Source organism: Roseovarius albus, assembly GCF_900172335.1.
Classification (GTDB): Bacteria; Pseudomonadota; Alphaproteobacteria; order Rhodobacterales; family Rhodobacteraceae; genus Roseovarius; species Roseovarius albus.
On the sequence record NZ_FWFX01000001.1, the window covers coordinates 480,979 to 506,367 of the forward strand.

Annotated in this window: 30 protein-coding genes and 2 tRNA genes; 12 read left to right on the forward strand and 20 right to left on the reverse strand. The window is 54.9% G+C overall.

Annotation, left to right across the window (positions count from 1 at the left end; genetic code table 11):
* Positions 1 to 60: 60 nt before the first annotated feature.
* The 8 genes from ROA7450_RS02315 to ROA7450_RS02350 form a co-directional block, all read right to left on the reverse strand.
* Positions 61 to 1,137 (reverse strand): 2'-deoxycytidine 5'-triphosphate deaminase, encoded by a 1,077-nt coding sequence (locus tag ROA7450_RS02315; RefSeq protein ID WP_085804040.1) that lies wholly within the window; start codon positions 1,135 to 1,137, stop codon positions 61 to 63.
* A gap of 73 nt (positions 1,138 to 1,210) precedes the next feature.
* A tRNA-Pro gene (locus ROA7450_RS02320) sits at positions 1,211 to 1,287 on the reverse strand.
* Positions 1,288 to 1,350: 63 nt separating this feature from the next.
* A complete protein-coding gene (locus ROA7450_RS02325) occupies positions 1,351 to 2,055 on the reverse strand; it encodes a MerR family transcriptional regulator (RefSeq protein ID WP_085804041.1) in 705 nt (234 codons plus the stop codon).
* A 15-nt stretch (positions 2,056 to 2,070) separates the two neighbouring features.
* Positions 2,071 to 2,373 (reverse strand): integration host factor subunit alpha, encoded by a 303-nt coding sequence (gene ihfA, locus ROA7450_RS02330; RefSeq protein ID WP_085804042.1) that lies wholly within the window; start codon positions 2,371 to 2,373, stop codon positions 2,071 to 2,073.
* Positions 2,374 to 2,481: 108 nt separating this feature from the next.
* Positions 2,482 to 3,456: a beta-ketoacyl-ACP synthase III gene (locus ROA7450_RS02335; protein ID WP_085804043.1), complete on the reverse strand. Its 975-nt coding sequence runs from the start codon at positions 3,454 to 3,456 to the stop codon at positions 2,482 to 2,484.
* Positions 3,453 to 4,559 (reverse strand): phosphate acyltransferase PlsX, encoded by a 1,107-nt coding sequence (plsX, locus tag ROA7450_RS02340; protein WP_085804044.1) that lies wholly within the window; start codon positions 4,557 to 4,559, stop codon positions 3,453 to 3,455. Before plsX ends, ROA7450_RS02335 begins: the two co-directional genes overlap by 4 nt.
* 23 nt (positions 4,560 to 4,582) lie before the next feature.
* Positions 4,583 to 4,789, reverse strand: coding sequence for a 50S ribosomal protein L32 (rpmF, locus tag ROA7450_RS02345; RefSeq protein WP_085804045.1), 207 nt, complete (start codon positions 4,787 to 4,789; stop codon positions 4,583 to 4,585).
* Between the two features lie 151 nt (positions 4,790 to 4,940).
* On the reverse strand, positions 4,941 to 5,495 hold the full coding sequence (locus ROA7450_RS02350; protein WP_085804046.1) for a YceD family protein: 555 nt from the start codon (positions 5,493 to 5,495) through the stop codon (positions 4,941 to 4,943).
* A gap of 89 nt (positions 5,496 to 5,584) precedes the next feature.
* On the opposite strand from ROA7450_RS02350, the gene ROA7450_RS02355 reads away from it, so the two are divergent.
* The 3 genes from ROA7450_RS02355 to ROA7450_RS02365 all read left to right on the forward strand — a co-directional run bounded on the left by ROA7450_RS02355 (position 5,585) and on the right by ROA7450_RS02365 (position 8,717).
* The gene (locus ROA7450_RS02355) at positions 5,585 to 6,040 is read left to right on the forward strand and encodes an outer membrane protein assembly factor BamE (RefSeq protein WP_085804047.1); all 456 of its coding nucleotides are present in this window, start codon (positions 5,585 to 5,587) and stop codon (positions 6,038 to 6,040) included.
* A 70-nt stretch (positions 6,041 to 6,110) separates the two neighbouring features.
* Positions 6,111 to 6,857, forward strand: coding sequence for a GNAT family N-acetyltransferase (locus ROA7450_RS02360; RefSeq protein ID WP_085804048.1), 747 nt, complete (start codon positions 6,111 to 6,113; stop codon positions 6,855 to 6,857).
* 36 nt (positions 6,858 to 6,893) lie between these two features.
* Positions 6,894 to 8,717 (forward strand): ABC-F family ATP-binding cassette domain-containing protein, encoded by a 1,824-nt coding sequence (locus ROA7450_RS02365; protein ID WP_085804049.1) that lies wholly within the window; start codon positions 6,894 to 6,896, stop codon positions 8,715 to 8,717.
* A gap of 61 nt (positions 8,718 to 8,778) precedes the next feature.
* Here ROA7450_RS02365 and ROA7450_RS02370 read toward each other — a convergent pair whose 3' ends face one another.
* From ROA7450_RS02370 to ROA7450_RS02380, 3 genes are read right to left on the reverse strand one after another with little or no spacing between them, the layout of a single operon-like run.
* Entirely contained in the window at positions 8,779 to 9,534 is a 756-nt protein-coding gene (locus tag ROA7450_RS02370) for an SDR family NAD(P)-dependent oxidoreductase (RefSeq protein ID WP_085804050.1), read from the reverse strand.
* Between the two features lie 52 nt (positions 9,535 to 9,586).
* On the reverse strand, positions 9,587 to 10,639 hold the full coding sequence (locus tag ROA7450_RS02375) for an AbrB family transcriptional regulator (RefSeq protein WP_085804051.1): 1,053 nt from the start codon (positions 10,637 to 10,639) through the stop codon (positions 9,587 to 9,589).
* A 40-nt stretch (positions 10,640 to 10,679) separates the two neighbouring features.
* Positions 10,680 to 11,498 carry a DUF547 domain-containing protein gene (locus ROA7450_RS02380; RefSeq protein ID WP_085804052.1) on the reverse strand — a complete coding sequence of 273 codons (819 nt, stop codon included), beginning with the start codon at positions 11,496 to 11,498 and terminating at the stop codon, positions 10,680 to 10,682.
* Positions 11,499 to 11,727: 229 nt separating this feature from the next.
* On the opposite strand from ROA7450_RS02380, the gene ROA7450_RS02385 reads away from it, so the two are divergent.
* The 4 genes from ROA7450_RS02385 (at position 11,728) to ROA7450_RS02400 (ending at position 15,431) form a co-directional block, all read left to right on the forward strand.
* Positions 11,728 to 12,129 (forward strand): hypothetical protein, encoded by a 402-nt coding sequence (locus ROA7450_RS02385; protein ID WP_085804053.1) that lies wholly within the window; start codon positions 11,728 to 11,730, stop codon positions 12,127 to 12,129.
* 64 nt (positions 12,130 to 12,193) lie between these two features.
* Positions 12,194 to 12,994 (forward strand): ion transporter, encoded by an 801-nt coding sequence (locus ROA7450_RS02390; RefSeq protein ID WP_085804054.1) that lies wholly within the window; start codon positions 12,194 to 12,196, stop codon positions 12,992 to 12,994.
* Between the two features lie 218 nt (positions 12,995 to 13,212).
* On the forward strand, positions 13,213 to 14,523 hold the full coding sequence (locus tag ROA7450_RS02395) for a DUF3300 domain-containing protein (protein ID WP_085804055.1): 1,311 nt from the start codon (positions 13,213 to 13,215) through the stop codon (positions 14,521 to 14,523).
* Positions 14,523 to 15,431, forward strand: a complete 909-nt coding sequence (locus ROA7450_RS02400) for a DUF2950 family protein (protein WP_085804056.1) — start codon at positions 14,523 to 14,525, stop codon at positions 15,429 to 15,431. The genes ROA7450_RS02395 and ROA7450_RS02400 overlap by 1 nt, the downstream gene beginning before the upstream one ends.
* An 874-nt stretch (positions 15,432 to 16,305) precedes the next feature.
* Here the strand turns inward: ROA7450_RS02400 and ROA7450_RS02410 are convergent.
* A tRNA-Ile gene (locus ROA7450_RS02410) sits at positions 16,306 to 16,382 on the reverse strand.
* A gap of 106 nt (positions 16,383 to 16,488) precedes the next feature.
* On the opposite strand from ROA7450_RS02410, the gene purM reads away from it, so the two are divergent.
* The 3 genes from purM (at position 16,489) to rnd (ending at position 19,364) form a co-directional block, all read left to right on the forward strand.
* Positions 16,489 to 17,535 (forward strand): phosphoribosylformylglycinamidine cyclo-ligase, encoded by a 1,047-nt coding sequence (gene purM, locus ROA7450_RS02415; protein ID WP_085804058.1) that lies wholly within the window; start codon positions 16,489 to 16,491, stop codon positions 17,533 to 17,535.
* Complete coding sequence (purN, locus tag ROA7450_RS02420; protein ID WP_085804059.1) at positions 17,532 to 18,125, forward strand: phosphoribosylglycinamide formyltransferase; 594 nt, start codon at positions 17,532 to 17,534, stop codon at positions 18,123 to 18,125. The genes purM and purN overlap by 4 nt, the downstream gene beginning before the upstream one ends.
* An 81-nt stretch (positions 18,126 to 18,206) precedes the next feature.
* Positions 18,207 to 19,364 carry a ribonuclease D gene (gene rnd / locus ROA7450_RS02425; RefSeq protein WP_085804060.1) on the forward strand — a complete coding sequence of 386 codons (1,158 nt, stop codon included), beginning with the start codon at positions 18,207 to 18,209 and terminating at the stop codon, positions 19,362 to 19,364.
* A gap of 9 nt (positions 19,365 to 19,373) precedes the next feature.
* On the opposite strand, the gene ROA7450_RS02430 is transcribed toward rnd, so the two are convergent.
* The gene (locus ROA7450_RS02430) at positions 19,374 to 19,889 is read right to left on the reverse strand and encodes a hypothetical protein (RefSeq protein ID WP_085804061.1); all 516 of its coding nucleotides are present in this window, start codon (positions 19,887 to 19,889) and stop codon (positions 19,374 to 19,376) included.
* 126 nt (positions 19,890 to 20,015) lie between these two features.
* Between ROA7450_RS02430 and ROA7450_RS02435 the strand changes: the two genes are divergently transcribed.
* The gene (locus tag ROA7450_RS02435; protein WP_085804062.1) at positions 20,016 to 20,423 is read left to right on the forward strand and encodes a SufE family protein; all 408 of its coding nucleotides are present in this window, start codon (positions 20,016 to 20,018) and stop codon (positions 20,421 to 20,423) included.
* A 42-nt stretch (positions 20,424 to 20,465) separates the two neighbouring features.
* Here the strand turns inward: ROA7450_RS02435 and ROA7450_RS02440 are convergent, their stop codons facing one another.
* From ROA7450_RS02440 to ROA7450_RS02450, 3 genes are read right to left on the reverse strand one after another with little or no spacing between them, the layout of a single operon-like run.
* Positions 20,466 to 21,479, reverse strand: a complete 1,014-nt coding sequence (locus ROA7450_RS02440; protein WP_085804063.1) for a zinc-binding alcohol dehydrogenase family protein — start codon at positions 21,477 to 21,479, stop codon at positions 20,466 to 20,468.
* 32 nt (positions 21,480 to 21,511) lie between these two features.
* Positions 21,512 to 22,309, reverse strand: coding sequence for an SDR family NAD(P)-dependent oxidoreductase (locus ROA7450_RS02445; RefSeq protein WP_085804064.1), 798 nt, complete (start codon positions 22,307 to 22,309; stop codon positions 21,512 to 21,514).
* Between the two features lie 21 nt (positions 22,310 to 22,330).
* A complete protein-coding gene (locus tag ROA7450_RS02450; protein WP_085804065.1) occupies positions 22,331 to 22,618 on the reverse strand; it encodes a putative quinol monooxygenase in 288 nt (95 codons plus the stop codon).
* Positions 22,619 to 22,692: 74 nt separating this feature from the next.
* Between ROA7450_RS02450 and ROA7450_RS02455 the strand changes: the two genes are divergently transcribed.
* Positions 22,693 to 23,079 carry a winged helix-turn-helix transcriptional regulator gene (locus ROA7450_RS02455; RefSeq protein WP_085804137.1) on the forward strand — a complete coding sequence of 129 codons (387 nt, stop codon included), beginning with the start codon at positions 22,693 to 22,695 and terminating at the stop codon, positions 23,077 to 23,079.
* A gap of 2 nt (positions 23,080 to 23,081) precedes the next feature.
* On the opposite strand, the gene ROA7450_RS02460 is transcribed toward ROA7450_RS02455, so the two are convergent.
* The 4 genes from ROA7450_RS02460 to ROA7450_RS02475 form a co-directional block, all read right to left on the reverse strand.
* Positions 23,082 to 23,930: an MBL fold metallo-hydrolase gene (locus ROA7450_RS02460; protein WP_085804066.1), complete on the reverse strand. Its 849-nt coding sequence runs from the start codon at positions 23,928 to 23,930 to the stop codon at positions 23,082 to 23,084.
* Positions 23,931 to 23,969: 39 nt separating this feature from the next.
* Complete coding sequence (locus tag ROA7450_RS02465) at positions 23,970 to 24,623, reverse strand: DUF1638 domain-containing protein (protein WP_085804067.1); 654 nt, start codon at positions 24,621 to 24,623, stop codon at positions 23,970 to 23,972.
* Positions 24,624 to 24,790: 167 nt separating this feature from the next.
* Complete coding sequence (locus tag ROA7450_RS02470) at positions 24,791 to 25,114, reverse strand: YbjQ family protein (RefSeq protein ID WP_085804068.1); 324 nt, start codon at positions 25,112 to 25,114, stop codon at positions 24,791 to 24,793.
* Position 25,115: 1 nt separating this feature from the next.
* Positions 25,116 to 25,331, reverse strand: coding sequence for a hypothetical protein (locus tag ROA7450_RS02475; protein WP_085804069.1), 216 nt, complete (start codon positions 25,329 to 25,331; stop codon positions 25,116 to 25,118).
* Between the last annotated feature and the right edge of the window lie 58 nt (positions 25,332 to 25,389).

Consider the following 25,389-nt stretch of genomic DNA (forward strand, 5'->3'; position numbering starts at 1 on the left):
GGGTTTCGACCGTTTGCTCCTATCACCACAGATCAGCCGCGCCCTTGATCAAATGCAAAGTCAGCTTTTGAAGTGCTTAGAGAGTTTCAGGCCCTGACCCTGATAATTCGAAGCTATATCCGTGCCATAAAGTTGCTGCGGGATTTCATCCATTTTTTCATAAACCAAGCGGCCTACGATCTGACCATGTTCCAATACAAATGGTGCTTCATGGCAACGCACTTCGAGGACGCCGCGAGAGCCTGATCCTCCAGCAGCATCGAATCCAAAGCCCGGATCAAAAAAGCCCGCATAGTGTACGCGGAATTCACCGACCATCGCCAGATAAGGGGCCATTTCAGCAGCGCAGTCTGGCGGGATGGCGATCGCCTCGCGGCTGACGAGAATGTAGAACGCGCCGGGATCAAGGATGATACGGCCGTCTGTGGTGTGAACTTCTTCCCAATACTCAGAAGGGTTGTAATGGGCGAGTTTTGACAGATCCACGACGCCGGTGTGGCGTTTGGCACGATATCCGACGAGGTTGCCGGATTTCGGTTTCAGATCGACTGAAAACCCCAACCCATCTGAAATCACAGGTTCGCCCGAAACGATGGGCGTTCGATGATGAACCTCGAGCAATTCTTCGTCTGACAGGATGGTCTTGCCTTGCCGGAATATAATCTGGTTCAGCAGCTGCCCAGGCTGCGCCACGACGGAAAAACTCTGTGGGCAAAGCTCGGCATACAGCGGTCCATCATAGCTTTCGGGTACGCGATCAAATTCGATGCCCTGATCAGTGATGACTCGGGTCATCAAGTCAAGGCGTCCGATTGAGCTTTTGGCACTGGCGGCGGCCGTCATGCCCACGGGCAACCGCAGCTGTTCCATCAATGGCACGACATAGACACAGCCTTTTTCGAGTACGGCACCGCCTGCCAGAGGGATCTGGTGCATCGTCAGTTCTTCCAGCCGCTCAGATACCGTTGAGGACTTACCGGGCAGGAACGAGGCGCGCACGCGATAGGCAATGTCGCCTAGGCGCAAATCGAGAGATGCAGGCTGAATTTGCTCGTCCAGGATGGGGGAGGAAGCCGAGATACCACCTTCGGCAATCATCTGGTTGATTTGCCGATCTGACAAAACGCCGGTTTTCATGTGCGTTCTCCCTCGACGCCAAGATGCAGATACAAAAACACCCGCCCAAGAAACGGGCGGGCGGTTTTGAAAATGGTCGGGCTAGCAGGACTCGAACCTGCGACCTTCCGTCCCCCAGACGGACGCGCTACCAGGCTGCGCCATAGCCCGACGATTGGCGTTACATACCGCATTTCGCACCGGGAACAAGAGGGAATTCCCAAAATTTCCACGTTAGCTTGCTGCCTTGCTCTTCTGGCGGTTTGCTACGGCTTGTAGCCGTTCAGCAATCGGGGCAAGGGCGATGATTTCTTTATCAGAAAGAGCGCGATTAAGCTGTGCAAGAGCGCTAAGCGCACCGGACGTTGTAGTAATATCGTCACTGGGATCATTTGGGACCGTGACCTTGGCAGGGCGGAACGCTGGGGCTTCCGCTTTCACCGCTTCTTTGGAAGGTGTCATCACCGGCATTTGTTCAGGAGATGGTTCCTGTAGCGTACTTGCGATTACAGGCTCGGCGGCGGTCTCCGTTTCAGGGCTTTTCTGCACAGTGCTCGCCTGAGCTTCAGGAGGTGCTACAGTCTCAGGAGCACTCGGTTGCTCCACAACTTTTGACACTGAAGCGGGTTCAGCAGGACCATACAACGTGGCGGCATCACCGTCATCTAGGGGTTGGGAAAGGGCAGTCACATGTTTGATGCCCTCAGAACGCAGAATCTTTTGCACGCCTTTGATGGTCATTCCATCGTCATGCAGCAGCTTCTTGATACCACCGATCAACCGCATGTCATTGGGGCGATAGTACCGTCGCCCGCCTGCGCGTTTCACCGGTTTGATTTGGCTGAACTTGCTTTCCCAGAATCGGAGCACATGGGCAGGTGTATCAAGCCAGTCGGCGACTTCGCTGATTGTTCGAAAGGCATCGGCGGATTTGGCCATAACCGTTTCCCGATGTTATTTCTTGTTCCCTGCGGCAACGCGGTCCTTCATCAGGTGTGAAGGGCGGAAGGTCAGAACGCGGCGCGGATTGATCGGGACTTCTTCGCCGGTTTTGGGGTTACGACCTACGCGGGCCGTTTTTTGGCGGACAGAGAACGTCCCAAAGGAAGAGATTTTGACCTGCTCCCCTTTCACAAGGGAATCAGAGATGTGATCGAGAACACTTTCGACCAACTGGGCAGAATCATTTCGCGACAGGCCCACTTCGCGAAAGACGGCCTCGCTCAAATCCATTCGGGTTAATGTTTTATCACTCATGAAATCCCCTCCGACTGTTGTACGACTTTAGGGCGGAAGGAATTTACGAGTCAATGTCAACGACTTGGCAGAGGCAGTTTAAGCGATAATTCCCGGTTACTTAGGGGATTACCAGCGCAGAATCACCGCGCCCCAGGCCAATCCGCCGCCGATTGCCTCGGTCAAAACCAGATCGCCTCGCTTGATTTTGCCCTCGGATACACCAACGGACAGGGCCAAGGGAATCGATGCGGCAGAAGTGTTGCCATGATTCTGTACGGTCACCACGACGTTATCCATCGAGATCCCCATCTTCTTGGCGGTGCCTTGAATGATGCGGATATTGGCCTGATGGGGAACGATCCAGTCGATATCGCCGCTTGCCAGTCCGGCCTTATCCAGTGCCGCCTCTGCGGTGCTGGCCAGCTTCTCTACCGCCTGGCGGAAGAGGGCGTTGCCCTGCATGCGCAGCTTGCCCGAAGTGCCTGTGGAGGAGACACCGCCATCAACGAAAAGCATGTCGCGATAACGGCCATCGGAGTTCAAATCAGCAGACAGAATCCCACGATCATCAGTTGTGCCATTCCCTTCTTGCGCAGACAGGATCAGAGCACCGGCGCCGTCTCCAAAGAGCACACAAGTCCCGCGGTCGGTCCAGTCCATGATCCGGCTGAAAGTTTCTGCACCAATCACAAGCACGCGATTGGCCTGACCCGATACCACCATCGCATTGGCATTGGTCAAGGCATACACAAACCCTGCACAGACGGCCTGAACATCAAAGCCAAATCCGCGTGTCATTCCCAAGCCTTGTTGAACCATTGTCGCAACAGAGGGGAAGGTCAGATCAGGGGTTGAGGTGGCAACGATAACGCCGTCTATGTCATCCGCTTGCAAACCGGCGTTTGCCAGAGCCATCGTTGCTGCCCTGATAGCCAAGTCCGAGGTCAATTGTCCCTCAGCCGCAAAATGGCGCTGTTCGATGCCGGATCGCGTGCGAATCCATTCGTCTGTGGTATCGAGTATCTTTTCAAATTCCGAGTTCGGAACAATGCGCTCTGGCAGATAGTGCCCGACGCCTTCGACAACGGCGCGTATAGTCATTCAGTTTCACCGTCGTTTGAGATTTCGGTTGGGCCATCCTGCTCAAGCAGCGAAGCAGATGCAACCCGTGCAGCGAGCTTTTCAGTAAAACCAGTCTCAGCCAGCTGATACGCCAGTTTCACAGCTGCGGAAACGCCAGTTGCATCAGCTGCGCCGTGAGATTTCACTACTGTGCCATTGAGGCCCAAGAATACGCCGCCATTGGCGCGGCGTGGATCAACGCGCTTTTTCAAGCGTTGCAACGATGTATAGGCCAGAACCGAGGCCAGACGTGAGAGAGGGCTGTACTTAAACGCTTCTCGCAGCAGGGTCGAAATCAGGCCAGCTGTGCCTTCGCCGGTTTTCAGGGCGACATTACCGGTAAAGCCGTCAGTCACAATCACGTCACATGTAGTCCCAGGTAAATCGCGCCCTTCGACGAAGCCGACAAAATCGAAATCTGCGTTGTGCGCATTGGCTGCGATCAGATCATAGGCCTCTTTCAGTTCAGAACGGCCTTTGTGTTCCTCTGTGCCTACGTTCAACAGACCGACACGGGGGCGTTCCAGCCCGAATCCGTTGCGGGCATAAGATGTGCCCATCAGCGCATATTGCATAAGATCCTTGGCATCGGCGCGAATGTCAGCACCACCATCAAGCATGATGTTGAAGTTTTGCGGGTTCTGAGAGGGCCATAGCACGGCGATCGCGGGGCGGTAAATCCCCGGCAGTTTGCGTAAGCGTACCACAGACATCAGCATCAGTGCGCCGGTGTTGCCGCACGACACACAAACCGTTGCCTCGCCATTTCGCACAGATTCGATGGCTGACCACATCGATGTGTCTTTGCCCTGACGCATGATCTGACTGGGTTTGTCAGTCATCTGAACGACATCACGCGCATCGCGAAGTTCGCACCGCCCTGCAAGATTTTTCTTGCGGGCAACTAGCCGTTTCAGCTCGTCTTTGGGGCCGTGTAGAATAAACGCAATGTCTGGGTTTATTTGCGCAGAACTGGAAATACCGGCAACAACTGCTGCCGGTCCTTGATCTCCACCCATGGCGTCAACAGAGATAACTATGCGTCCGCTTTGAGCGTTGGACTGATCCAAGGCAGAAGTCATGCGGACGCCAATCCCTGTTTAAATTAGGCTGCGTCGTCTTCCAGATCGACTTCGTCTGCCATCGCGACGACTTCGCGGTCTGCATAGTGACCACAAGCACCGCAAACGTGGTGTGGGCGCTTCAGCTCACCGCAGTTTGGGCACTCATTTGGGTTCGCAGCAACCAGTGCGTCATGCGCGCGACGGTTGTTGCGACGTGATTTCGATACTTTGTTTTGTTGGACGGCCATGTCGCAACCTCAATTCTAGTGGGTCAGCAGACCCGTGTTAACAGCTTGATCGGGCTCTTAATCGGTCAAGAGTGCCTGATTCAAGTCCAAATCCCGTGAGAGCGCGAAAATACAGTGAATTCGCCAAGGGGCAAGTGTTTTTTTGCCACGCCTATTCCGGCTTTTCCAGCTTTGCTTTTAGGGCTGAGAGCCCTGCAAAGGGGCGTGTATCTTCATCGGTCATGGGTGTGACACCGGGTTCGGCAAAGTTTTGCTGTTCCAGCGCCCCATTCTCGGATCTTGGGTAGTCAGGGAGCGCTAGTGCGAGCGACTCGATCATAATTGATTCGATATCGATAACCTCGCCCAGTGGTTCGAGGGTGTCGTCTTCTTGCATCTCGAACCCATCACCGGTTAATTGTTGCTCAGGCATCTTCTTCACGAATAGCCGTGAGACCGATTGGTCGATACGGGTGGTAACAGGGGCGAGTGTGACGATGCACGGCTGAACAATGGTTGCGCCAAGTTCAGCGCTGATCAGCCAATTCGCCTTGCCGCTGGCTTTCAATTCGCCAGCAAATCGCAGTTTTCGCAGCCCTTCCAGGCCTAGTGATTGTGCGATTGCATCGCATTTCGCCGAATCTGGCGTCAATTTGAACGCAACAGGCTTGTGCGGAGACAGCTTTGCAACGTAGTAGGAGGTCGTCGTGTGGGTCTGATCTTGCATGTTCTTTGGTCTCTAGTTTCTTGAACCGGTAGGCCACCTTGTTGTAAGCGGGATAAAAGGCCCATGGGGCCGAGTTCAAGAGGGCAGTGATGTTCGCAGTCAAAAAAAGGGTTCTGTCCGGTCTGGGCGTGTTGGGTTTGATCGCTGTTACAGGATGTAGCGCACAATATAGCAATCATGGCTATGTGCCACCCGAAGAAGAACTCGCTGATCTGGTGGTTGGTGTGGATAACCGGGCAACCGTTGATGATGTGATCGGTGCCCCGTCGACATCGGGCGTCCGTAGCGATGGAGATTACTACTATATTCGCAGTCGCATCCGGAAATACGGTGTAAAAAAACCAGAAGTTGTTGAGCGTCAGGTTCTTGCGATCAGTTTCAATGAGTCTGACACTATTAAAAATATTGAACGCTTTAGCTTGGCGGACGGTAATATTGTGCCGCTCGCACGGCGCGTGACGGAAACGTCAGTTAAGGGGCGAGGCTTCCTCAAGCAACTGCTCGGCAATATCGGCAACTTCGATCCCAGCGACATCTTGAACTAACGTCGCGATCTTGTCATATTTTTCATGTTAAGCAGAACATGTCTTGCTTAACTGTTGAGGTGTGAAAGGTATGTCGCCAATTCAAACCGCACGCTATGTCGCCACAATCGCCGAATCAGAAGCCGATGTTCGGGCGGCGCAGGCCTTGCGTTATATGGTGTTCCGTGATGCGGGGGATATGTCACAGAATTTGGATGCCGACGTATTTGACAAGATCTGCACACATGTCCTTATTCGCGAAGTTAAAACCGGCAAACTGACGTGCTGTTTTCGCATTTTGCCTTTGTCAAATGGGTCGGAAATTGGACACAGCTACTCGGCGCAGTTTTACGAGTTGTCCGCCTTGAGCGATTTTCAGGGATCGATGGTTGAATTGGGACGTTTCTGTATACATCCGGATCACAATGATCCCGATATTCTGCGTGTCGCCTGGGGAGCAATGACCCGTTATGTGGATGATAATAATATAGAAATGTTGTTTGGATGTTCGTCATTCAAGGGCACGGACTCTGACACCTATACAGATTCTTTTGCGATGTTGAAAGATCGCCATCTAGCCCCCCGCAGATGGTTGCCAAGGGTCAAGGCACCTGCCGTGTTCCGTTTTGCGCAAATTCTGCGGTGGCGCAAACCAGATGCCAAATTGGCGATGTCGCGCATGCCGCCCTTGCTGCGCACATACCTTCTAATGGGCGGATGGGTCTCAGATCATGCGGTGGTGGATAACCATATGGATACTTTGCATGTTTTTACGGGGCTCGAGATCAAATCAATTCCGGCGGCGCGCAAACGATTGTTGCGGGCGGTGGCGCAATAGCTTGACGGCGCAGGGTTGTCGCGATAGCGGCAGAACATGGTACGTATACCCCTTCTTCAGCTTAACGATATTTCCCTGACATTCGGCGGCGAGCCGGTGTTTCATGACCTCTCCCTTGTGGTGCAGCCCGGTGATCGGGTGGCGCTGGTCGGGCGCAATGGCTCTGGCAAGTCAACCCTGATGAAGGTCATGGCTGGGTTGGTCGAGCAAGATCAGGGCAAAAGCGTAGTCCCTGCCGGCATCAGCGTGGGATATATGGAGCAAGATCCGGATTTGTCTGCGTTTGAAACGCTGGGCGATTATGCGGCCAGTGCTTTGGATCCGGGCGAGATGTACCGGGTTGAAATGGCCGGTGAAGGGTTGAAGTTTGATCCCGACCGTCCTGTTGCAACCGCCTCTGGTGGGGAGCGGCGTCGGGCGGCACTCGCCAAATTAATGGCTGAAGCACCGCAATTGATGCTGCTGGACGAGCCGACGAACCATTTGGATATCGAGGCTATCAACTGGCTGGAGCAGGAGCTGAAGTCAACCCGCTCTGCCTATATTCTTATCAGCCACGACCGCGCTTTCTTACGTGCGCTAACCCGCGCAACCCTTTGGATTGACAGGGGAATGGTGCGGCGCCAAGAAACCGGTTTCGAAGGCTTTGAAGCCTGGCGTGATAAGATCTGGGACGAGGAGGACCAAGCCCGGCACAAGCTGAACCGCAAGATCAAAGCCGAGGCCCGTTGGGCTGTTGAAGGGATCAGTGCACGACGCAAGCGGAACCAAGGCCGGGTGCGCGCTTTGCAGGAACTACGCGCGGAGCGTTCGGCCCAGATTAAACGCGAAGGTGGTGCCGCTATGGCGTTGGATAGCGGCCCGAAGTCGGGCAAAAAGGTGATCGAAGCTAAAGGTATATCAAAGACTTATGGCGATAAGGTCATCTTGTCAGATTTTGATCTCAAAGTTCAGCGCGGCGATCGGGTGGCTTTTGTTGGTCCAAATGGTGTGGGCAAAACCACAGTGCTTAAAATGCTGCTGAAAGAGATTGAACCGGACAATGGTACCGTTGGATTGGGTACAAAGCTGCATAAGGCAGTGTTTGATCAATCTAGGGCGCGACTGGACCCTGAGCAAAGTCTTTGGGATAATCTGACAGCTGATGATGAAATGCGAATTTCCGGGCAGTCGGACCAAATCATGGTGCGTGGCCAGCCACAGCATGTTGTGGGCTATCTTAAGGCGTTTTTGTTTGACGAAAGGCAGGCCCGAGCACCGGTTAAGTCCTTGTCTGGTGGGGAAAAAGCCCGACTTTTGCTAGCTAAACTGATGGCCCGCGAAAGTAATTTGTTGGTGTTGGATGAACCAACCAACGACTTGGATATTGAGACGCTGGACCTGCTGCAGGAACTGCTGGACGACTACGATGGCACGGTGCTGCTGGTTAGCCATGATCGTGACTTTCTGGATCGTGTCGCCACCATCACTGTTGCGATGGAGGGTAACGGTCAGGCGGTGGCTTATGCCGGAGGGTGGTCTGATTATCAGGCGCAAAAGTATGAAGCAGGCGCATCTGATCGTAAAGATTCTAAAGAAGAAACAAAGACTAAGGACAAAGGGGCAAAGTCAAAGGCAACGCCGCAAAATAGCATGTCTTTTACTGAAAAGCACCGTTTGGAAAAGCTGCCCAGTGAGATGGATCGGCTAAATGCCGAGATTGCCAAACTGGAAGAGTTGATGGCGGATCCGGAGCTGTTCACGCGCGAGCCGGTGAAGTTTAAGAAGGCGACAGAGGCGTTAAGCCAACGGCAAGAAGCGCTAATGGCGGCCGAGGAAGAGTGGCTGGAACTGGCGGAGAAGGCCGAAGCGGGGGCCTGAATGAAACATACAACTTGTAAAAGTTGTACACGGGTTTTGTACAAAACTCTGAATATGGGCCTTATTGCATTCTGAGTGCGCCATCGAGGCGGATGACCTCGCCGTTCAGATAATCACATTCGACGATGAAACCGGCCAGTTTGGCGTACTCGTTTGGGTCACCCAGACGTTTGGGGCAGGTTACATCCTGCGCGAGTGTGTCCTGAACCTCTTGCGGCAGTCCTTGCAGCATCGGGGTAAGGAAAATGCCTGGAGCAATCGCCATCACCCGGATGCCGTCGCGTGCCAGATCGCGAGCCACGGGCAGGCTGAGGCCGACGATGCCGCCCTTGGATGCGGCATAGGCGGCTTGTCCCTTTTGGCCGTCAAAAGCAGCGATGGAGGCGGTGTTGATGATCACACCACGGGTGCCGTCCTGGGCGGGGGAGTTCTGGGCGATTTCAGCAGCGGCGAGGCGGGCGATATTGAAACTGCCGATCAAGTTGATATCGACGGTGCGCTGGAAGGCGGCCAGATCATGCGGGCCGTCGCGGCCGAGGGTTTTTTCGCCAATGGCGATGCCAGCGCAGTTGATCGCGGCTGTGATCCTGCCCATCTGCGCACTGGCGGAGGCAAGTGCTTGTTGAGCCGAGTTCTCATCGGTCACATCGACTTCGACAAATTGCGCGCCGATGTCTTGGGCGAGTGCGCTGCCTGCCTCCACATCGCGGTCCAATATCGTGACTTGCGCGCCCTGGCTGCGGAAATACCGGGCGGTGGCGGCCCCGAGACCGGAAGCGGCACCGGTGATGATGGCGGCGGTTTGGTCGAGTTTCATACCAGATCCCTTAACTGAACATATGTTCAGATAAGCTGACCCGGCTAATATGTCAAAGCTGACGCCGCATCATACGCGCGCTGATCGACAGGCCGATGACCGTCAGCAGGATGCGCCAGACGTGGTGCAGGGTGACAAGGGTGGGGCTGGCATTGAGGCTGAGGGCAACGAGTGCCATTTCGGTCACGCCGCCAGGGGAGAAGCTGATGAACAGGGCATCAAAGGGCTGGCCAGTGTAATGGTGCAGGGCAGAGGCAAATCCGGCGGCCATGATGAGCATACCGCCAACTGAGACCAGAGAGAGCAGGATACCCTTTTGCAGTTGCCTCCGGTTCAGCCCAGCGAACTGGCTGCCAAGCGCTGTACCAATCACAATCTGTGCAACATTGATCAGCCATTGCGGCAGGTTTAAATCCACCAGACCTGTCAGCGTTACAATCGCCGCCAACACAAGCGGAGCGGTCAGTTGCTTTGCTGGGAGCGGGATATAGAGGCCAGCGAGAAGGCCAGCCGCGATGACCGCGATGGTCGGAGGCAGGTCAGTGAGGGCGATGTTGGCCTCTGCCATGGTCATGCCCCCGGCGCTGCCAACGGGGCTGCCGACCCAGAGCGAGATGCCAAAGGGCAGGGCGGTGACCACCAGGATCAGGCGCAGGAACTGTTGCAGGGTCAGGCGCGCCATGTCGGCGCCCATTTCCTCGCCCAGGGCCAATGATTCATAGAGACCCCCGGGCGCACCGGCGTAGAAGGAGGTGACATGGTCATACCGCCCAAGCTTGCGAAAGATTGCGTAACTATATGCGTGGGCCAACGGGACGAAGATCGCGATTGCCGTCAGACCGGCAATCCGCGCGGGAGTGAGGGCGAACAATTCGGGTGTGATCCGTGCCCCAATCATCACGCCGATGACAGCGATGAAGATCAGGCGCAGCCAATAGGGGAAGTGATAGGCGTCGGGCAGCCGGCGCGGCAGGATGGTGGTGATCAATCCGCTGAGCACCAGTGGCCCGATCAGATAGGGCAAGGGCAGGCCTAGCCATTCACCGCCGAGGGCAGCTACGCTGCCCAGAACGATCAGAATGGCGGTGGTTACGGCATGGGGCATGTACCCTATGAACCACCGCCAAGTGCTTGGCGCAAGGGGGTTATTCGTTCAGGGACCAGTCATAGGCGCTGTTGTGGATACGGCCGATTTGTGTGATCGCAGCCTTGCGCTCGGAATCGGCATATTTGGCCAGATGGTTCAGAACGGCGGCCTCGGAATTGCCGAAGTCATAGGTAAACCATTTGTAGATCTTGGAGACGGTGATTTTACCGTTACTCACGGCCAGTCCGCGCGGGCTGTTGATGTAATCGCGGGCCAGCTTATCCATCAGTTTGTTGGCGTTTTTGGCGGTGAAAGCCTGATTGTGAAGGTTGGGGCATCCGACCGAGGCGCAATTGACCGCGTAGTGAATGCGCGGGTCTTTCCAGATTGGACGCAGGATGGCGTGTTCGATGTCGTCCAATGCAAGGTCAGCTTCTTCAATGGTGATCAGTTCTGACCCCCAAGGACCGTTTGAGAAAAGTCCCGAAGTGTCGATGTCGCGGATGGATTTGACCGGGTAATGGTCAAGGATCACTTTGACGGTCAGGGCGTTGTAAAGATTGATCCAATAGGCCAGCTGTACCGGGCGGGCTCGGTCAGTGATTTCGATCTGACTGAGCTGCCCGATGTAGGTGTTCAGCGCAGCCTTGTCTGCGGCGGAAACCTTGGAATAGGCAAAGCGGTTGAGGCCGTTTTGATCCTGACGAACATATTTCTTCAACAACTTGTCCCATGTACTGTGATCAACCGGCTTGGCATTGGCAGGATTGTGGCCTTCCCAGATGTCCCAGACTTCGGGGGCAGAAGTCTTCCACGCGGCGAGCGTGGCGGTCGGCAGCGTGAGCAATGTCAGTGCGATCATGAATTTGCGCAGCATGGGGGCGATCCTGTCTGTGGTGTTTTCTGAGATATGGGAGGATCAACCTGAAAGATGCAAACAACGCTTCTGCACAACGGCGTGAGGAAGGTTACAGCGTAGGCTAGGCAAACGGTCCAATTTGGTGAAAACTGGATGCTCGATGAAGAAACTGCTATTGTAATCTTATCGTTACAAGACGTTCTTTGTTTTCTTTGTTCGAGAGGTACTTGGGTTCAGGAGGGTTGAGATGGTCAATATCAATCCGGATTTTATATCCCCGGAGCGCAAGGCGTTGATGGCCAGCGCCGCGCTGCCCCGTGCTGACCGCCTGAAGGTGATGGAGCTTATCGTGGACGAGGCATACCTGCATGTCATTCAGGAGCAGAATGCCGGCCAGGTGGTCAAATACCTTGAGCACAAAGTCGAAGATGACGCCCTTTGGGACATGTATGAAGATGTCACGCTGGATGCTGTTTTGCATGATCTGGCCAAGGAAGCGCTGATCAAACGCGCATTATCGCGCAAATTGCTAAGCGGGTGGGGGGCACCGCATTTTTGCGCGGTTTCGGCCTGTTCGCGCTATTGTGCCGTGGACGGGGATGCGGATAATCACGGGCGGCACCGGTGCCGGTATCACTGGGATTGGTAGGATATTGGCTCGCATCCGATAGAACACCTTGGCAAATCCGCTGGCTTACCCCATATGCAGGCGCATGACACAGAGCACCAATCTCCCGACCTCGTCTTTTCGCGTCCGGCTTCAGGGCGTCCTGGCCAGCCCGATCGTACGTAATTTCATACTGGGCGTGATCCTGTTTAACGCGATCATTTTGGGGTTGGAGACCTCGGACGTGGTGATGGAGGCGGCTGGCGGTCTGATCGTGACATTGGACAAGCTATGTCTTGCTGTCTTTGTTGTCGAGATTGCAGCGAAGCTGGTGGCGCATCGCGGGCGGTTTTTCCGCGATGGCTGGAATATTTTTGATTTCGTGATTGTCGGTGTTGCCCTGATCCCGGCGGCACAGGGGCTATCGGTGCTGCGGGCGTTGAGGATTCTGAGGTTGCTCAGGGTGATCTCTGTCGCACCCTCGCTGCGCCGGGTGGTGGAAGGGCTGATCAACGCGCTTCCCGGGATGGGATCGGTGTTCCTGTTGATGGGGCTGATTTTCTATATCGGTGCGGTGATGGCGACAAAATTGTTTGGCGCCGCATTTCCGCAGTGGTTTGGCACGATAGGCAGCTCGGCCTATTCGCTGTTCCAGATCATGACGCTGGAAAGCTGGTCGATGGGGATCGTGCGCCCTGTGATGGAAGTTTTCCCGTACGCCTGGGTGTTCTTTGTGCCCTTCATCCTGATCACCACCTTTGCCGTGGTAAACCTTGTGGTCGGTCTGATCGTGAATTCGATGCAGGACGCGCATAATGCTGAAGCGGATGAACGCACGGATCATTATCGTGATGAGGTGTTAGCAAGATTGGAAGGCATCGAGTCGCGGTTGAAAGAACGAGACTGAGCGAAACGAAGTGCGGCACTCTTTTGGTTTCCGCGATGACGTTTGGATGCGTTCCACAATGTTCATATGTGGTTTCAGATTCTAAAATTCTTGCGGGATGGTCGGGCGCGGGATAGCCTGAGTGTCACAATGTATCAGTTTAGGCTGCCTGAAAAATTGTACAGGCTTGGCATGCCCGAATTTGAAATTAAACAAATTACTCAGGGTGGAGGCATCACATGCCTAAGACAAATTTCTTATTTGCATTGGCGTTTGCATATCTTCTGGTTTTGACACCGGTCAACGCGCAAGAAAGCGATACGGCGACCGATGAAACAAGTCAGGTTGAAGAGGTAGATGAAAGCGCGGAAGATGAGCTGTTTTCCGACGCCGAACTCCAAGAGTTGGTTGCACCGGTGGCGTTATATCCGGACACTTTACTGATCCAGATATTGGTAGGGGCGACCGCGCCCATTGACGTGGTAAAGGCGGACCGACTGCTTTTGGAAAACGAAGGAAGCAGTCAGGAAGAGCTTGAGGACGAGATCAAGGCGCAGGGGTATGATCCGAGTGTCGAGGTCCTTGCCATCGGGTTCCCGACAATCGTGAATCGAATGGCTGAAAACATTGAGTGGACCGAAACCATCGGCAACGCAATGCTGGCACAGTCCGATGATGTTATGGATGCGGTGCAGGTGAAACGGGATCAGGCGATTGAGACTGGGGCCCTCATTGATACCGAGGAGCAGACTGTCAGCCGGGATGAGACATCGGATTCCGTGATTATACAGCCGGCCGATCCCGAGGTGGTTTATGTCCCGCAGTACGACTCGGAGGTTGTTTATGCTCAGGACAACACCGGCGATATCATCGCAGCGGGTTTGATCACCTTTGGGACGATCCTGTTGGTTTCTGAAATCTTTGACGATGACGATGATTGGTATGGGTACTGGGGGTGCCGAAATTGTGGGGGTTGGGGAGGAGGCCCAATTTATCGAAACCCCAATATCAATATCGATGTGGATGGAAATGTGAATATTGGGAATGAGATCGATATTGATCGACCCAATGACATCGGACCGGACGGAGGTTGGAAACCCTCCGATGACCGGAAAGACAAAGCCCAAGACCGTATTTCAGAACGAAAAGACAAACCGGGTGCGACGACGCTGGGTATGAAAAATTCGGGCGGTACACGAGAGTCGGATGCCTTGCGCAAGAACCTATCTGAAAAGACCGGCGCAAAAGATATCTCGACTGGGGCTGTTGCTGCCGGAGCGGTGGCAGGTGGGGCCGTTGCAGGGGGGAAAGCGATCAAGTCGTCGAACAAATCCAAGGGCCTGAAGGAACACAGCCAAGGCTCGACAAAAGTCAACAGGCCCAAACAATCGGTCAAACCGAGCGCGAAACCGCAAAATCGCAACGGTCACAAGGCAGCACCAAAAGCCAAGCCCAAGGTTTCCAAGCAGAGATCCGGTAGTGGTGCCAAGGCGGCTTCGCATCGTGGTGGGTCATCGATGAAAAAAGCAAACATCAAGAGGAGGAGGTAATGATGGGACGTCTTTCACAAATTGCCTTCGTCACGTTGAGTACTGTGACATTTGGTCAAACACTTTGGGCAGATGGGGCGCCGGTATATGCAACTCCTCAGGCCGCACTGGAGGCTTTGGTCGCAGGGCTTGAAACTGGCGACGCACAGGTTGCGGTTGACGCGATGGACCCTGCTGTTGCCGATCTGATGCGGGTCGAGGATGAAGGAGCCACGCAACAGAATATGGCAAGCCTGCTGGCGCTTTATCGGGAGGGATATCGGTTTGTACCGGCTGAGAATGCGGTTGTCATCGAGCTTGGCGAAGATGGATGGCCCTTTCCTGTGCCTCTGATGCAGGTTGAAAGCGGCTGGTCGTATGATGCACTGGCCGCAGAGGACGAATTGCTGGCACGCCAGATTGGGGGCAATGAGATTGCGATCATCGAGGCGTTGGAGGGCTATGTCGAGTTGCAGTCTGAATTTCGCCAGACAGATCAGGACGGAGATGGCGTGATGGAATTTGCCGCATCGATCATTTCGTCGCCGGACAATCGTGACGGTCTGTTCTGGGATGGGGAGAACAGCCTGATCGGGGATCTGGCTGCGCGGGCCAATCTCGATGGATTTGAAGAGGGCGGCGAAGACGCCGCGGCAGATCCATTCAACGGCTATTATTTCCGGCTGTTGAAAGCGCAAGGGGACGCCGCCCCGGGCGGCGCGATGCCCTATATGGTGAACGGCAACATGGTTGCCGGGCACGCCTTGCTGGCCGTGCCCGCGGAATATGGTGTAACGGGCGTTCACAGCTTCCAGATCAGTGAATCTGGTGTGGTTTGGGAGGCGGATCTAGGGCCGGAAAGCCTTGAGGCTGCGATAGAGGTTGTGGTGTTCAATCCGGATGAAAATTGGAGCGCACTGACCAACTGATTGAGGGGGTCGTTGAACTGGCGTGTTGGGTTATCGCAATCTGGCTGAAACTTATGAAGTTCAGGTCTTAATATGCTTGGGTGAGAGTCAAATCTCTGAACGGCATTGCTTGCGGCGGTTTTTCATCTCGTCATAGGTCACGGTCATGATTAGGTGTTTGCAACGAACAGGCCAGTCTCTAAAGTGTTTTCAGTTTACAATGCTCGCGCCGCTCGACAGATGACCAGATTCTGCTAGGATCACGAGCATCGCACCAATTTCGTTGAGTTCCGAGGATTGATCGCGCAAGTGAAAATATTTGGCGCCGCTTTTCTTCTTTGGCTGCTATTGGCGATCCCGGGTCCGGCGCAGGACCTTACGGGGGTCTGGAAGGCGTCGGGTTACGCGCACGAATACGGCAATATCGATTTTTTGGTAAAAATTGAGCGTGACGGGACCAATGAGTGGCATGCCAGAAAGTTGAACCCTTCGCGCTTCGTCCCTGTGGGGGATACACGAAGAAGTGCAACTATGGTCGGCAGCGTGGCTTGCTATTTGTGGATGGCACAGATGTATGCACCACTCTGATTAGGGAAGGTTTGGCCGTGAGATATTGATGCGGCGCAACGAGCTGCCCGCGGCGTTCTGGGAATTGGTGCAACTAGCAAAAAGCTCGAAGGTCAAATCTAAGTTACGAAGCAATTGATACTGCCGATGAGCCACAGCTAAGGAACGACTGGTCTTTGGTAAGGCCGGAATATCTATCCGTTGAATTCGGTTTAATCATGCGAAAAACGTGGGACACTTTGCTTGTAAGCTATTGAAATCATATGGGCCACTTTGCCCAATTCGTGGGACACCCATTCGTTGATTATAAGGGAATAAATGGCGGTTGTGGTAGGCCCGGCAGGACTTGAACCCGCAACCAAAGCGTTATGAGCGCTCTGCTCTAACCAATTGAGCTACAGGCCCGCCTAAGACCTCTGGTACGGCGGTTGGACAGAGTCGTCAAGGCTTTGCGATTGCGCTGTATTGGTGGATAGGCTAACGGGGGCGCATCAGATTTAGGAGCATGGCCATGAGCGACGGAAAGAACGGGATTACCTATGCCGATGCGGGTGTGGATATTGATGCGGGCAACGCGCTGGTGGACCGGATCAAACCGGCGGCGAAACGTACAAATCGTTCTGGTGTGATGTCTGGCCTTGGTGGTTTTGGCGCTTTGTTTGATCTGAAAGATGCCGGTTACAACGACCCTATTCTGGTGGGAGCCACTGATGGGGTCGGTACCAAGCTGCGGATTGCGATTGATACCGGCAATGTGGACACCATTGGCATCGATCTGGTGGCGATGTGCGTCAACGACCTGGTCTGTCAGGGGGCCGAGCCGCTGTTCTTTCTCGACTACTTTGCCACCGGCAAGCTGGAAACCGAACAGGCGGCACGGATCATCGAAGGGATTGCTGAGGGCTGTGTGCGCTCGGGCTGTGCCTTGATCGGTGGTGAGACTGCCGAGATGCCGGGCATGTATGGCGCGGGTGATTTTGATTTGGCAGGCTTTGCCGTCGGCGCGATGGAGCGGGGTGCGGCCCTGCCGGAGGGCGTGCAAGCGGGCGATGTTCTGTTGGGGCTGGCCAGCAATGGCGTGCACTCAAACGGCTATTCATTGGTGCGCAAGCTGGTTGAGATGTCCGGCCTTGATTGGGACGCCGATTGCCCATGGGGTGAGGGCTCGCTGGGCGAGGCACTGCTGGCGCCGACACGGTTGTATGTGACGCAAGTGCTGGATGCAATCCGGGCCGGTGGCGTGCATGCTTTGGCGCATATCACCGGAGGCGGGCTGACCGAGAACCTGCCGCGAGTTCTACCGCATGATTTGGGAGCCGAGATTGATCTGGACAGCTGGACGCTGCCGCCGGTGTTCAACTGGTTGGCCGAGCAGGGCGGCATGGCTGAGGCAGAGATGCTCAAGACCTTCAACTGCGGCATCGGCATGATTTTGTCAGTGCAGGCTAGTGAGGCAGATGCGGTTACCGCTTTGCTGCGCGAGGCCGGTGAAGAGGTTTCCGTGCTGGGCACCGTGGTGGCCGGTGAGGGCGTTGCTTACACAGGGTCGCTTCGGTGACAAAACGGGTTGCCATTCTGGTCTCGGGCGGCGGGTCGAACATGGTGTCGCTGATCGACAGCATGCTCGGCGACCATCCGGCGCGGCCTTGTTTGGTGCTGTCGAATAATGCTGACGCGGGTGGTCTGGCCAAGGCGCAGGCGCGTCGCGTGGCCACGGCGGTGGTCGATCACCGACCTTACGGCGAAGATCGGGTCAGCTATGAAAAACAGCTGATCGACGCCTTGGAAGCCGCGCAGCCCGATATCATCTGTCTGGCCGGGTTCATGCGGGTTCTGACCGAACATTTTGTCAACCACTGGCAGGGGCGAATGCTGAACATTCACCCTTCGCTATTGCCCAAGTATCGCGGGCTCAATACCCATGCGCGAGCTTTGGAGGCAGGTGACGCTGAAGCAGGATGCACGGTACATGAGGTGACGCCAGCCTTGGATGATGGACCCATATTGGGCCAAGCACGGGTGCCGATTCTTGCAGGTGACACACCAGAGAGCCTTGCCAAGCGAGTTTTGACCCAAGAACACATCCTCTATCCGGCAGTTTTGCAACGGTTTGCTGCGGGTGTGACCGAACGGATTGATTTGGCCTGAGCGCCTGTTTTCTTTCGAAGCCCGTTCACTTATAGGTGAGAGGGACAGTGAACAGCATTTAAGAAAGCGTCAAATCCCTCGATGAAAACTTTGAAGACGACGCAAGAGCTGGCCGAGTTCTGCAGCCGGGCCGCCCAACACGATTACGTAACCGTTGATACTGAATTCCTGCGTGAACGCACCTATTATTCCAAGCTGTGCCTTGTGCAACTGGCTTTTGCCGGGGACGGTGTGAATGATGCGGTTTTGGTGGACCCGCTGGAAGAGGGGCTGTCGCTTGAGCCGCTCTATGAGTTGTTTCGTGATACGTCGGTGGTCAAGGTCTTTCACGCGGCGCGGCAAGATCTAGAGATCTTCTATGTCGATGCCGGGGTTATTCCCGCGCCATTGTTTGACACACAGGTGGCAGCAATGGTGTGCGGTTTTGGCGAGCAGGTTGGATACGAGACACTGGTGCGCAAGATTGCAAAGCAATCGGTGGACAAAAGCTCTCGGTTTACGGATTGGTCGCGACGCCCGCTGACCGATGCACAAAAGGTTTATGCCTTGGCCGATGTTACTCATTTGCGCCAGATTTATGAGTTTCTGGCAAAGAAACTGGCCGACACCGGGCGCGCCGCTTGGGTGACGGAAGAGCTTCGTGTTCTAGAAAACCCGGACACCTATATCATTGATCCGGAAGACGCCTGGAAGCGGGTAAAAACGCGCAACTCATCCAGTCGTTTCTTGGCGATTGTGCGTGAACTGGCACGTTTTCGCGAAAATCATGCCCAGACCAGGAATATTCCGCGCAACCGAGTGTTCAAGGATGATGCGTTGGTGGAATTGGCGTCGACAAAGCCTTCGGACACCAAGGATCTTTCACGCTCTAGATTGCTGTTACGAGAGGCCCGGAAGGGCGACATTGCGGAAGGCATCTTGAAAGCGGTCGAGGTGGGTAAAGCATGTCCAGCGGATCAAATGCCGAAGGTAGACGATTCGCGCGACAAGCTGCAGGTCAATCCGGCGTTGGCGGATCTGCTGCGGGTGCTATTGAAGGCGAAGGCCGAAAACTTTGGGGTGGCGTCCAAGCTGATTGCCAATGCGGCCGAGCTGGATGCAATGGCGGCCGGAAAACGCGATATGCCTGCGCTTATGGGTTGGCGGAATGATGTGTTCGGCAAACATGCCATTCGCCTGTGCAATGGTGAGATTGCACTGGCGGCGAAAAAATCCAACGTCAAAATTGTTGAGCTATAGAGCCTGCAATCAGCGTCGCGCCCTCACACTGTTTGCGGTGCCGGAGACGCGAATGGTGTTGATGCCTTGCAAGTCCTGATTGGACAGAAACAGGGCGGCCTGAATTTCGCGTGAGCGCTGTGTTCCTTGCGGTGTGGTTGCGGGCTGGACCGCGTTTAATGTGTAATGCAGCACTCCGGGCTCTGCGTTGGTGCGGATCAGGCGCACGTCAAACGAGCCTTGCTGGGTTGGTAGTCCAGTGGCCAGCAGGATTGCTCCACCGGCTGTATCGTTGACCTCAACCGATTTAATCTGTGCCACCGGAATACCCTGATAGGGGATAACTTTGATCTTTTTCTTGAACAGGCCTGATCTTTGAACCGTAGACGTATTCTTGGCAGGTTGAAGGTCACTTTTCTTGTCAGGATTGATCAGCGGGTTCACGCTTGACGTACCGCTGGTCTGAACCGATGTCGTTTTGGATTTTCCGCCGCAACCAGCAAGGGCGATTGAGGACAGAAGGACACCACAAAGAAGAATACGCATTTTACCGGCCTTTTTTTCTTTCCTTCCGGTTACCCCATCCACTGCGCGATGAAAAGAGACTTACGGGGCTGGACCTTTGGAATTTGGACACATAGGTGTCATCGCGAAGACAGCAGGAGCATAAGAATGGCCCAGCCGGCATTTGAAGAGATTGTCGAGGATTTCGAATTTTTGGAAGACTGGGAGGACCGGTACCGCCACGTGATTGATCTGGGCAAGGCAATGGACCCGCTGGCTGAGGCACTGAAAGTACCCGCAACCAAGGTGGATGGGTGCGCCAGTCAGGTTTGGTTGCATATCACCATAGAGGGCGATGTGTTCACCTTTGAGGGCGAAAGCGACGCGATGATTGTGCGCGGGCTGATTGCAGTGCTCAAGGCGCTATATAATGGCGCGGCGGTCAAAGAGGTGGCCAATGTCGATGCTGTGGCCGAGATGGGACGTCTGGGCCTGAACGAGCACCTGTCGGCGCAGCGCTCGAACGGGTTGCGGGCGATGATTGCCCGGATTCAGGAAACAGCGGCTGCGGCCTAAACTGGGTGTCTGGCGGCGTGGTGGCCGCCAGAGTTTTTGAATTTAGAAACCTTCCAACACCAGTTTGCCCTTGGCCTTGCCGGTTTCAAGGAAGGCATGTGCTTGTTTGAGCGTCTCGGCATTGATCGTGCCCAGCGTTTCGGTAGCTGTTGACCGGACCTTGCCTGCATCGATCAGCCCGGCAACCTCGTTCAGTATGACGCTTTGCTGGGCAATGTCGGCGGTGCCAAAGAGCGAGCGGGTGTACATGAACTCCCAATGGGTCGAGATTGATTTGTGTTTAAACGGTGCGATGTTCAGGTTTTCCGGATCATCAATCAAGCCAAACCGACCTTGCGGCGCGATCAATTCCGCCACCTGTTCGATGTAATCGCCGGTGTGATTGGTTGAAAACACATAGCCCGGTTGGCCGATGCCAAGCGCCTCGATTTGAGGAGCGAGGGGTTGGCTGTGGTCAATCACATGATGTGCGCCAAGTTCTTTTACCCAAGCCTGCGTTTCGGGGCGCGAGGCGGTGGCGATGACGGTTAGATCGGTTCTGGCACGCAGCAACTGGATGGCGATGGAGCCAACACCACCGGAACCGCCGATAATGACCACGGCTGGCGCGGCCCCAGGTACCGGGTTGGTGACTTGCAGGCGGTCAAACAGCATCTCGTAAGCGGTGAGGGTGGTCAAGGGCAGGGCGGCAGCGGCGGCATTGCTGACCGATGTCGGCTTGTGCCCCACGATGCGCTCATCCACGAGGTGATATTCGGCATTGGTGCCGGGGCGGTCGATGGCACCTGCGTACCAAACGGCATCGCCCAGCTTGAGGGTTTCGACAGTATCGCCGGCCTCAACCACTTCACCAACCGCATCCCAGCCGAGAATATCCGGTGTGTCACCTTCGGGCGCGCGCAGTTGGCGAATTTTTGTGTCAACCGGATTGACCGAAATAGCTTGAATCTTGACCAGCACGTCGCGGCCGGTTGGGGTTGGTTTCTCAGCGTCGAAATCAATCAGCGCGTCAGCACGATCAATGGGGCCAGTAGCGGTGTAACCTACAGCTTTCATTGTGTTTTCCTATGGGCTTTGAGTGGGTTGGCTTAGGTGTTGCGGGTAAGTGCAGCGTCGATGGCCGCGACGACTTGCGTCACCTCCGATGCGTCCAGCGCGTCAGGATGCGGAGCACCGAATTGGCCGATGTCATTATCGAAGTATTGACCTGTGGCCTGTGCGAATTCATCCGATAGCGCGGCACGGACGAGGATTTGAGCGCCAATATCCAAGCCTTTGCCAGCAATGCCGAAGCCTTCCTTGACCATTTTGCTACCCAAGAGCGAACCCGGGTTGACGGCAATGATCGCGGGGCCGTTTGCCCCCAGTTCTTTGCCCATATGGAACGACCACATGGTCAGGGCCAGCTTGCTTTGGGCGTAGGCCTCCATGTCCTGCATTGGGTGGCTCGTACTTAGGGCTTGCAGGTCCACGGGCGATTGTGCGGCGGACGATAGATTGATGACACGGCCATCGGCGGGCATCAGTGGAAGCAATAGTTTGGTCAACAAGGCCGGGGCAAAGGTATTGACGGCAAAGCGGGTGTCGAACCCGTCAGGTGTCGTTGTTGCGGGTGTTTTCAAGATGCCCGCGTTGTTGATCACAACGTCCAATGTGTCATGTTTGGCTGCAATGTCAGCGGCAAGGTTTTCAACCTCATTCAAGCGCGAAAGGTCGGCAAGAAAGCCCTCGACCATGCCGGATTCTTTCAATTCATCCTGTGCTGTTTTGAGTTTTTCTGCGCTGCGTCCGTGCAATAGAACGGTATGCCCTTGTGCCACCAGCAACCGTGCGGTGGCAAGGCCGATGCCGTCAGTTGCGCCGGTGATGAGGATTGTTTTGGTCATGGTACTCACTCCATTATGGGGCTAATCGGCTTTGGTCATTTCATGCAGGGTGAAGCTTTCAACTGCCCCTTCAGTTGCGGTCATATAAGCGCTGAGATGGGGGGCGTTCATGTGGGTCTGCCACAATTCGCGGCTTTTCCAATTTTCGAAAAACATGAAGTGGCTTGGGTTTTCATTATCCGAGTGAAGATCATATTGCAGGCAGCCTGTCTCTTCACGCGTGACAGGAACGAGCTTCTCAAGTTCAGAACGTACCAGAGATTCTTGTCCCGGCTTTGCGGTGATGTGGGCGACGATCGTAAGTGCCATAATGATGATCCTTTTGACTTCCTGTTGTGAACATGAATATGTCTATAGGGAAGATATGTGCAATACGCACAAAAATGGCATATAGGTACCAAATGGATACTGCTGGCAAAACAGCCAGAGAGTTGGACGGCTCGCAACCTCGGTTTACCAAATACGACTGCAGTGATGGCTGCCCGGTCGAACTGGCGTTGGAGCAGATTTCGGGCAAGTGGAAGGGGTTGGTGATCTACCACTTGCTGGGCGAAACGATACGATTCAACGAGGTGAAGCGCCGGATGGGGAGCGTTACACAACGGAGCCTGACCAAGCAATTGCGCGAGCTTGAGGCCGACGGGATCGTGCACCGGGAGGTTTACGCGGTGGTACCGCCGCGGGTTGAATACAGCCTGACCGAAAAGGGGCAGAAATTAAAACCCGTGATAGAGGCGTTGCATGCCTGGGGATCGATGCAGATGCCTTAACTTTATTCGGTGTCCCATTTGAAGGCATCGCCGTCGGCTCGGATGCGCCCGACCGAGGGGAGGGTGAAATGGGTGCCAATGACTTTGCAGCCTGATTCACTGACCTCCTCAAGGAGGGATTTTCGTGAAACAACAGCTTCTTCGGGATCGATGTCGTAACGGAAGTGCCAGTCAGGACGATGGCATTGTGCTGTGGAGTGAATGGCATCGCCGGTGATCAGCGCCTCGGAAGTGCCGGATTTTATGAGCACTGAGACGTGGCCGGGTGTGTGTCCGGGCGTAGGGACTAACAAGACATAATCGCCGAGCTTGTGATCGGCGGTAACCAGTTCGGCCTGACCGGCGGCAATGACGGGCAGAACGCTTTCTTGATATGTGTCATTGGGATTGGCGGAATAATGGTCGTTGTCTGCATCGGGCAGAAGGTATTTGGCGTTCGGAAAGGTCGGGATCCAACGGCCATCGACAAGGCGGGTGTTCCAGCCAACGTGATCGGCGTGCAGGTGGGTGCAGAGCACATAATCGATATCATCTGGGGTGACGCTCGCCGCGGTGAGGGCGGCCATGAACCGATTGTCAGAGCGTTGATGCCAATCTGCTGTTCCGTGATTGGTTTTGTCATTACCGACACAGGCATCGACCAGAATCGTATGTGAGGGTGTTTTCAGCAGAAACCCTTGAACCGGTATGATCAATTTGCCGCTGTCTGGGCAAAGCTGGCCCGGAGCGTGTTTGTTCAAAACTTCATGCAGGTCGGGACCAGCGGTTGGGTACAATTCTTTTGCCGGTTTGAACGGGCCATTGATTTCCAGAATGCGCCAAACTTCGACGTCGCCGACTCGCAATAACATGAGTTGATCCTCCTTTGGGGGTGGATCAAAGACGATCCATTAGGCGTGTTTGGCCAATGTGGTGGCCAAGTCGCCGTAGCCAGTAAAGCGGTATTCGAACGCGAGGCCAAGGCGGTCGGCGCAGTCTTTGGCCTTTTCTTTCAGAGCTGGGTTTTCCAACTGAGCCTGATAGACCAGTTTGGTGTAGTTGCCAAAAATCATGTCGCGCAACTCTGGGTGGCGATCGAGGCCCATGGGTTTCCAGATAAAGGCATCAAACTGGCGAACCAGAAAGTCGGTGAGGTAAAAGGCCGTGATTTCACCGGCTTCACTGCGGGCGTCAAAGGCATCGTTGCCCTCAAAGAAAGAATAACAATGCGGGCCTTCGACCATTTGAACACCCAGTTCCTCACATTTGGTTTGAAGTTGTCCGCCTGTGCCGCAATCGGCGTAGACGACAAAGATGTCGCCGTAATCGTCGCGGTGCTTTTCAACGGCCTCAACCACGGCGTCTGTGATCTTTTCCGGATAGAGGTGCAGTTTGGCCGGAAGGCAGGTCAGGCTCATGTGATCCCAACCGTTGAGCTTCTTCAGTGCGAGGATTTCGTGGGCCAGAGCTCCGCATGCAATTAGCAGGATGCTGCCGCGTTGTTCAGCTGCAAGGCCGGATTCGGTCAGTGTTTCGTCGTCGGGCAGGGCAGGGTTGCTTGTCATTGCTGGGCCTCGCGATGGACTGATATGGTCAGGATATAAGCGCAGACGGGAATTTACACGAGGGCCAACGCCATTTTGTGATCTGCAAACGACTTGAAGTCGCCTGGGGGCAGAAAAACGAGGCCGGATTTGCCCCCGTTCTGCCGGCATAGCGGGTCGATTGGTTGTCAGTTGGTGTTGGTTAGTTTGACCGCTGTTCCATAGGCCAGAAGTTCGGACGCGCCTTTAGCGATGGAGGATGTCTCCATTCTAAGCCCGACTATGGCGTCTGCACCCATTTCGCGGGCCTGCGCGACCATGCGGTCGACGGCTTGTTCGCGGGCACCTGCCATCAAGGATGAGTAACCCCGCACCTCGCCGCCGACGAGGTTTTTCAGGGATGCGATGATGTCGGTTCCGACGTGTTTGGTGCGTACGGTCGAGCCGCGGACGAGGCCGAGAGTTTCGGAAATGTGATGTCCGGCAATGTCGGGTGTGGTGGCGAGCTTCATACTAATGATCCATATTGTCGTAGTGGTCTTCTTCGGCGTTACCGACGCGTTCTGCGATAACACGGTAGATCACATATATCACCAGGCCCACCGGCGCGAGGATCAGCCATCCGAAGGTGAATTGAAAAAAGGCGGCCACAAAGAGGCTAAGCCAGATGGTTGCCCCAGCGGCGGCAATGACGACAACAATGATCAAAACCAGTTTATCAATCGGCATGGGCGAACTCCTTCATAAATACGAAGGTAAGGGCAGTGTAGAGAATTAAAAACCCCGC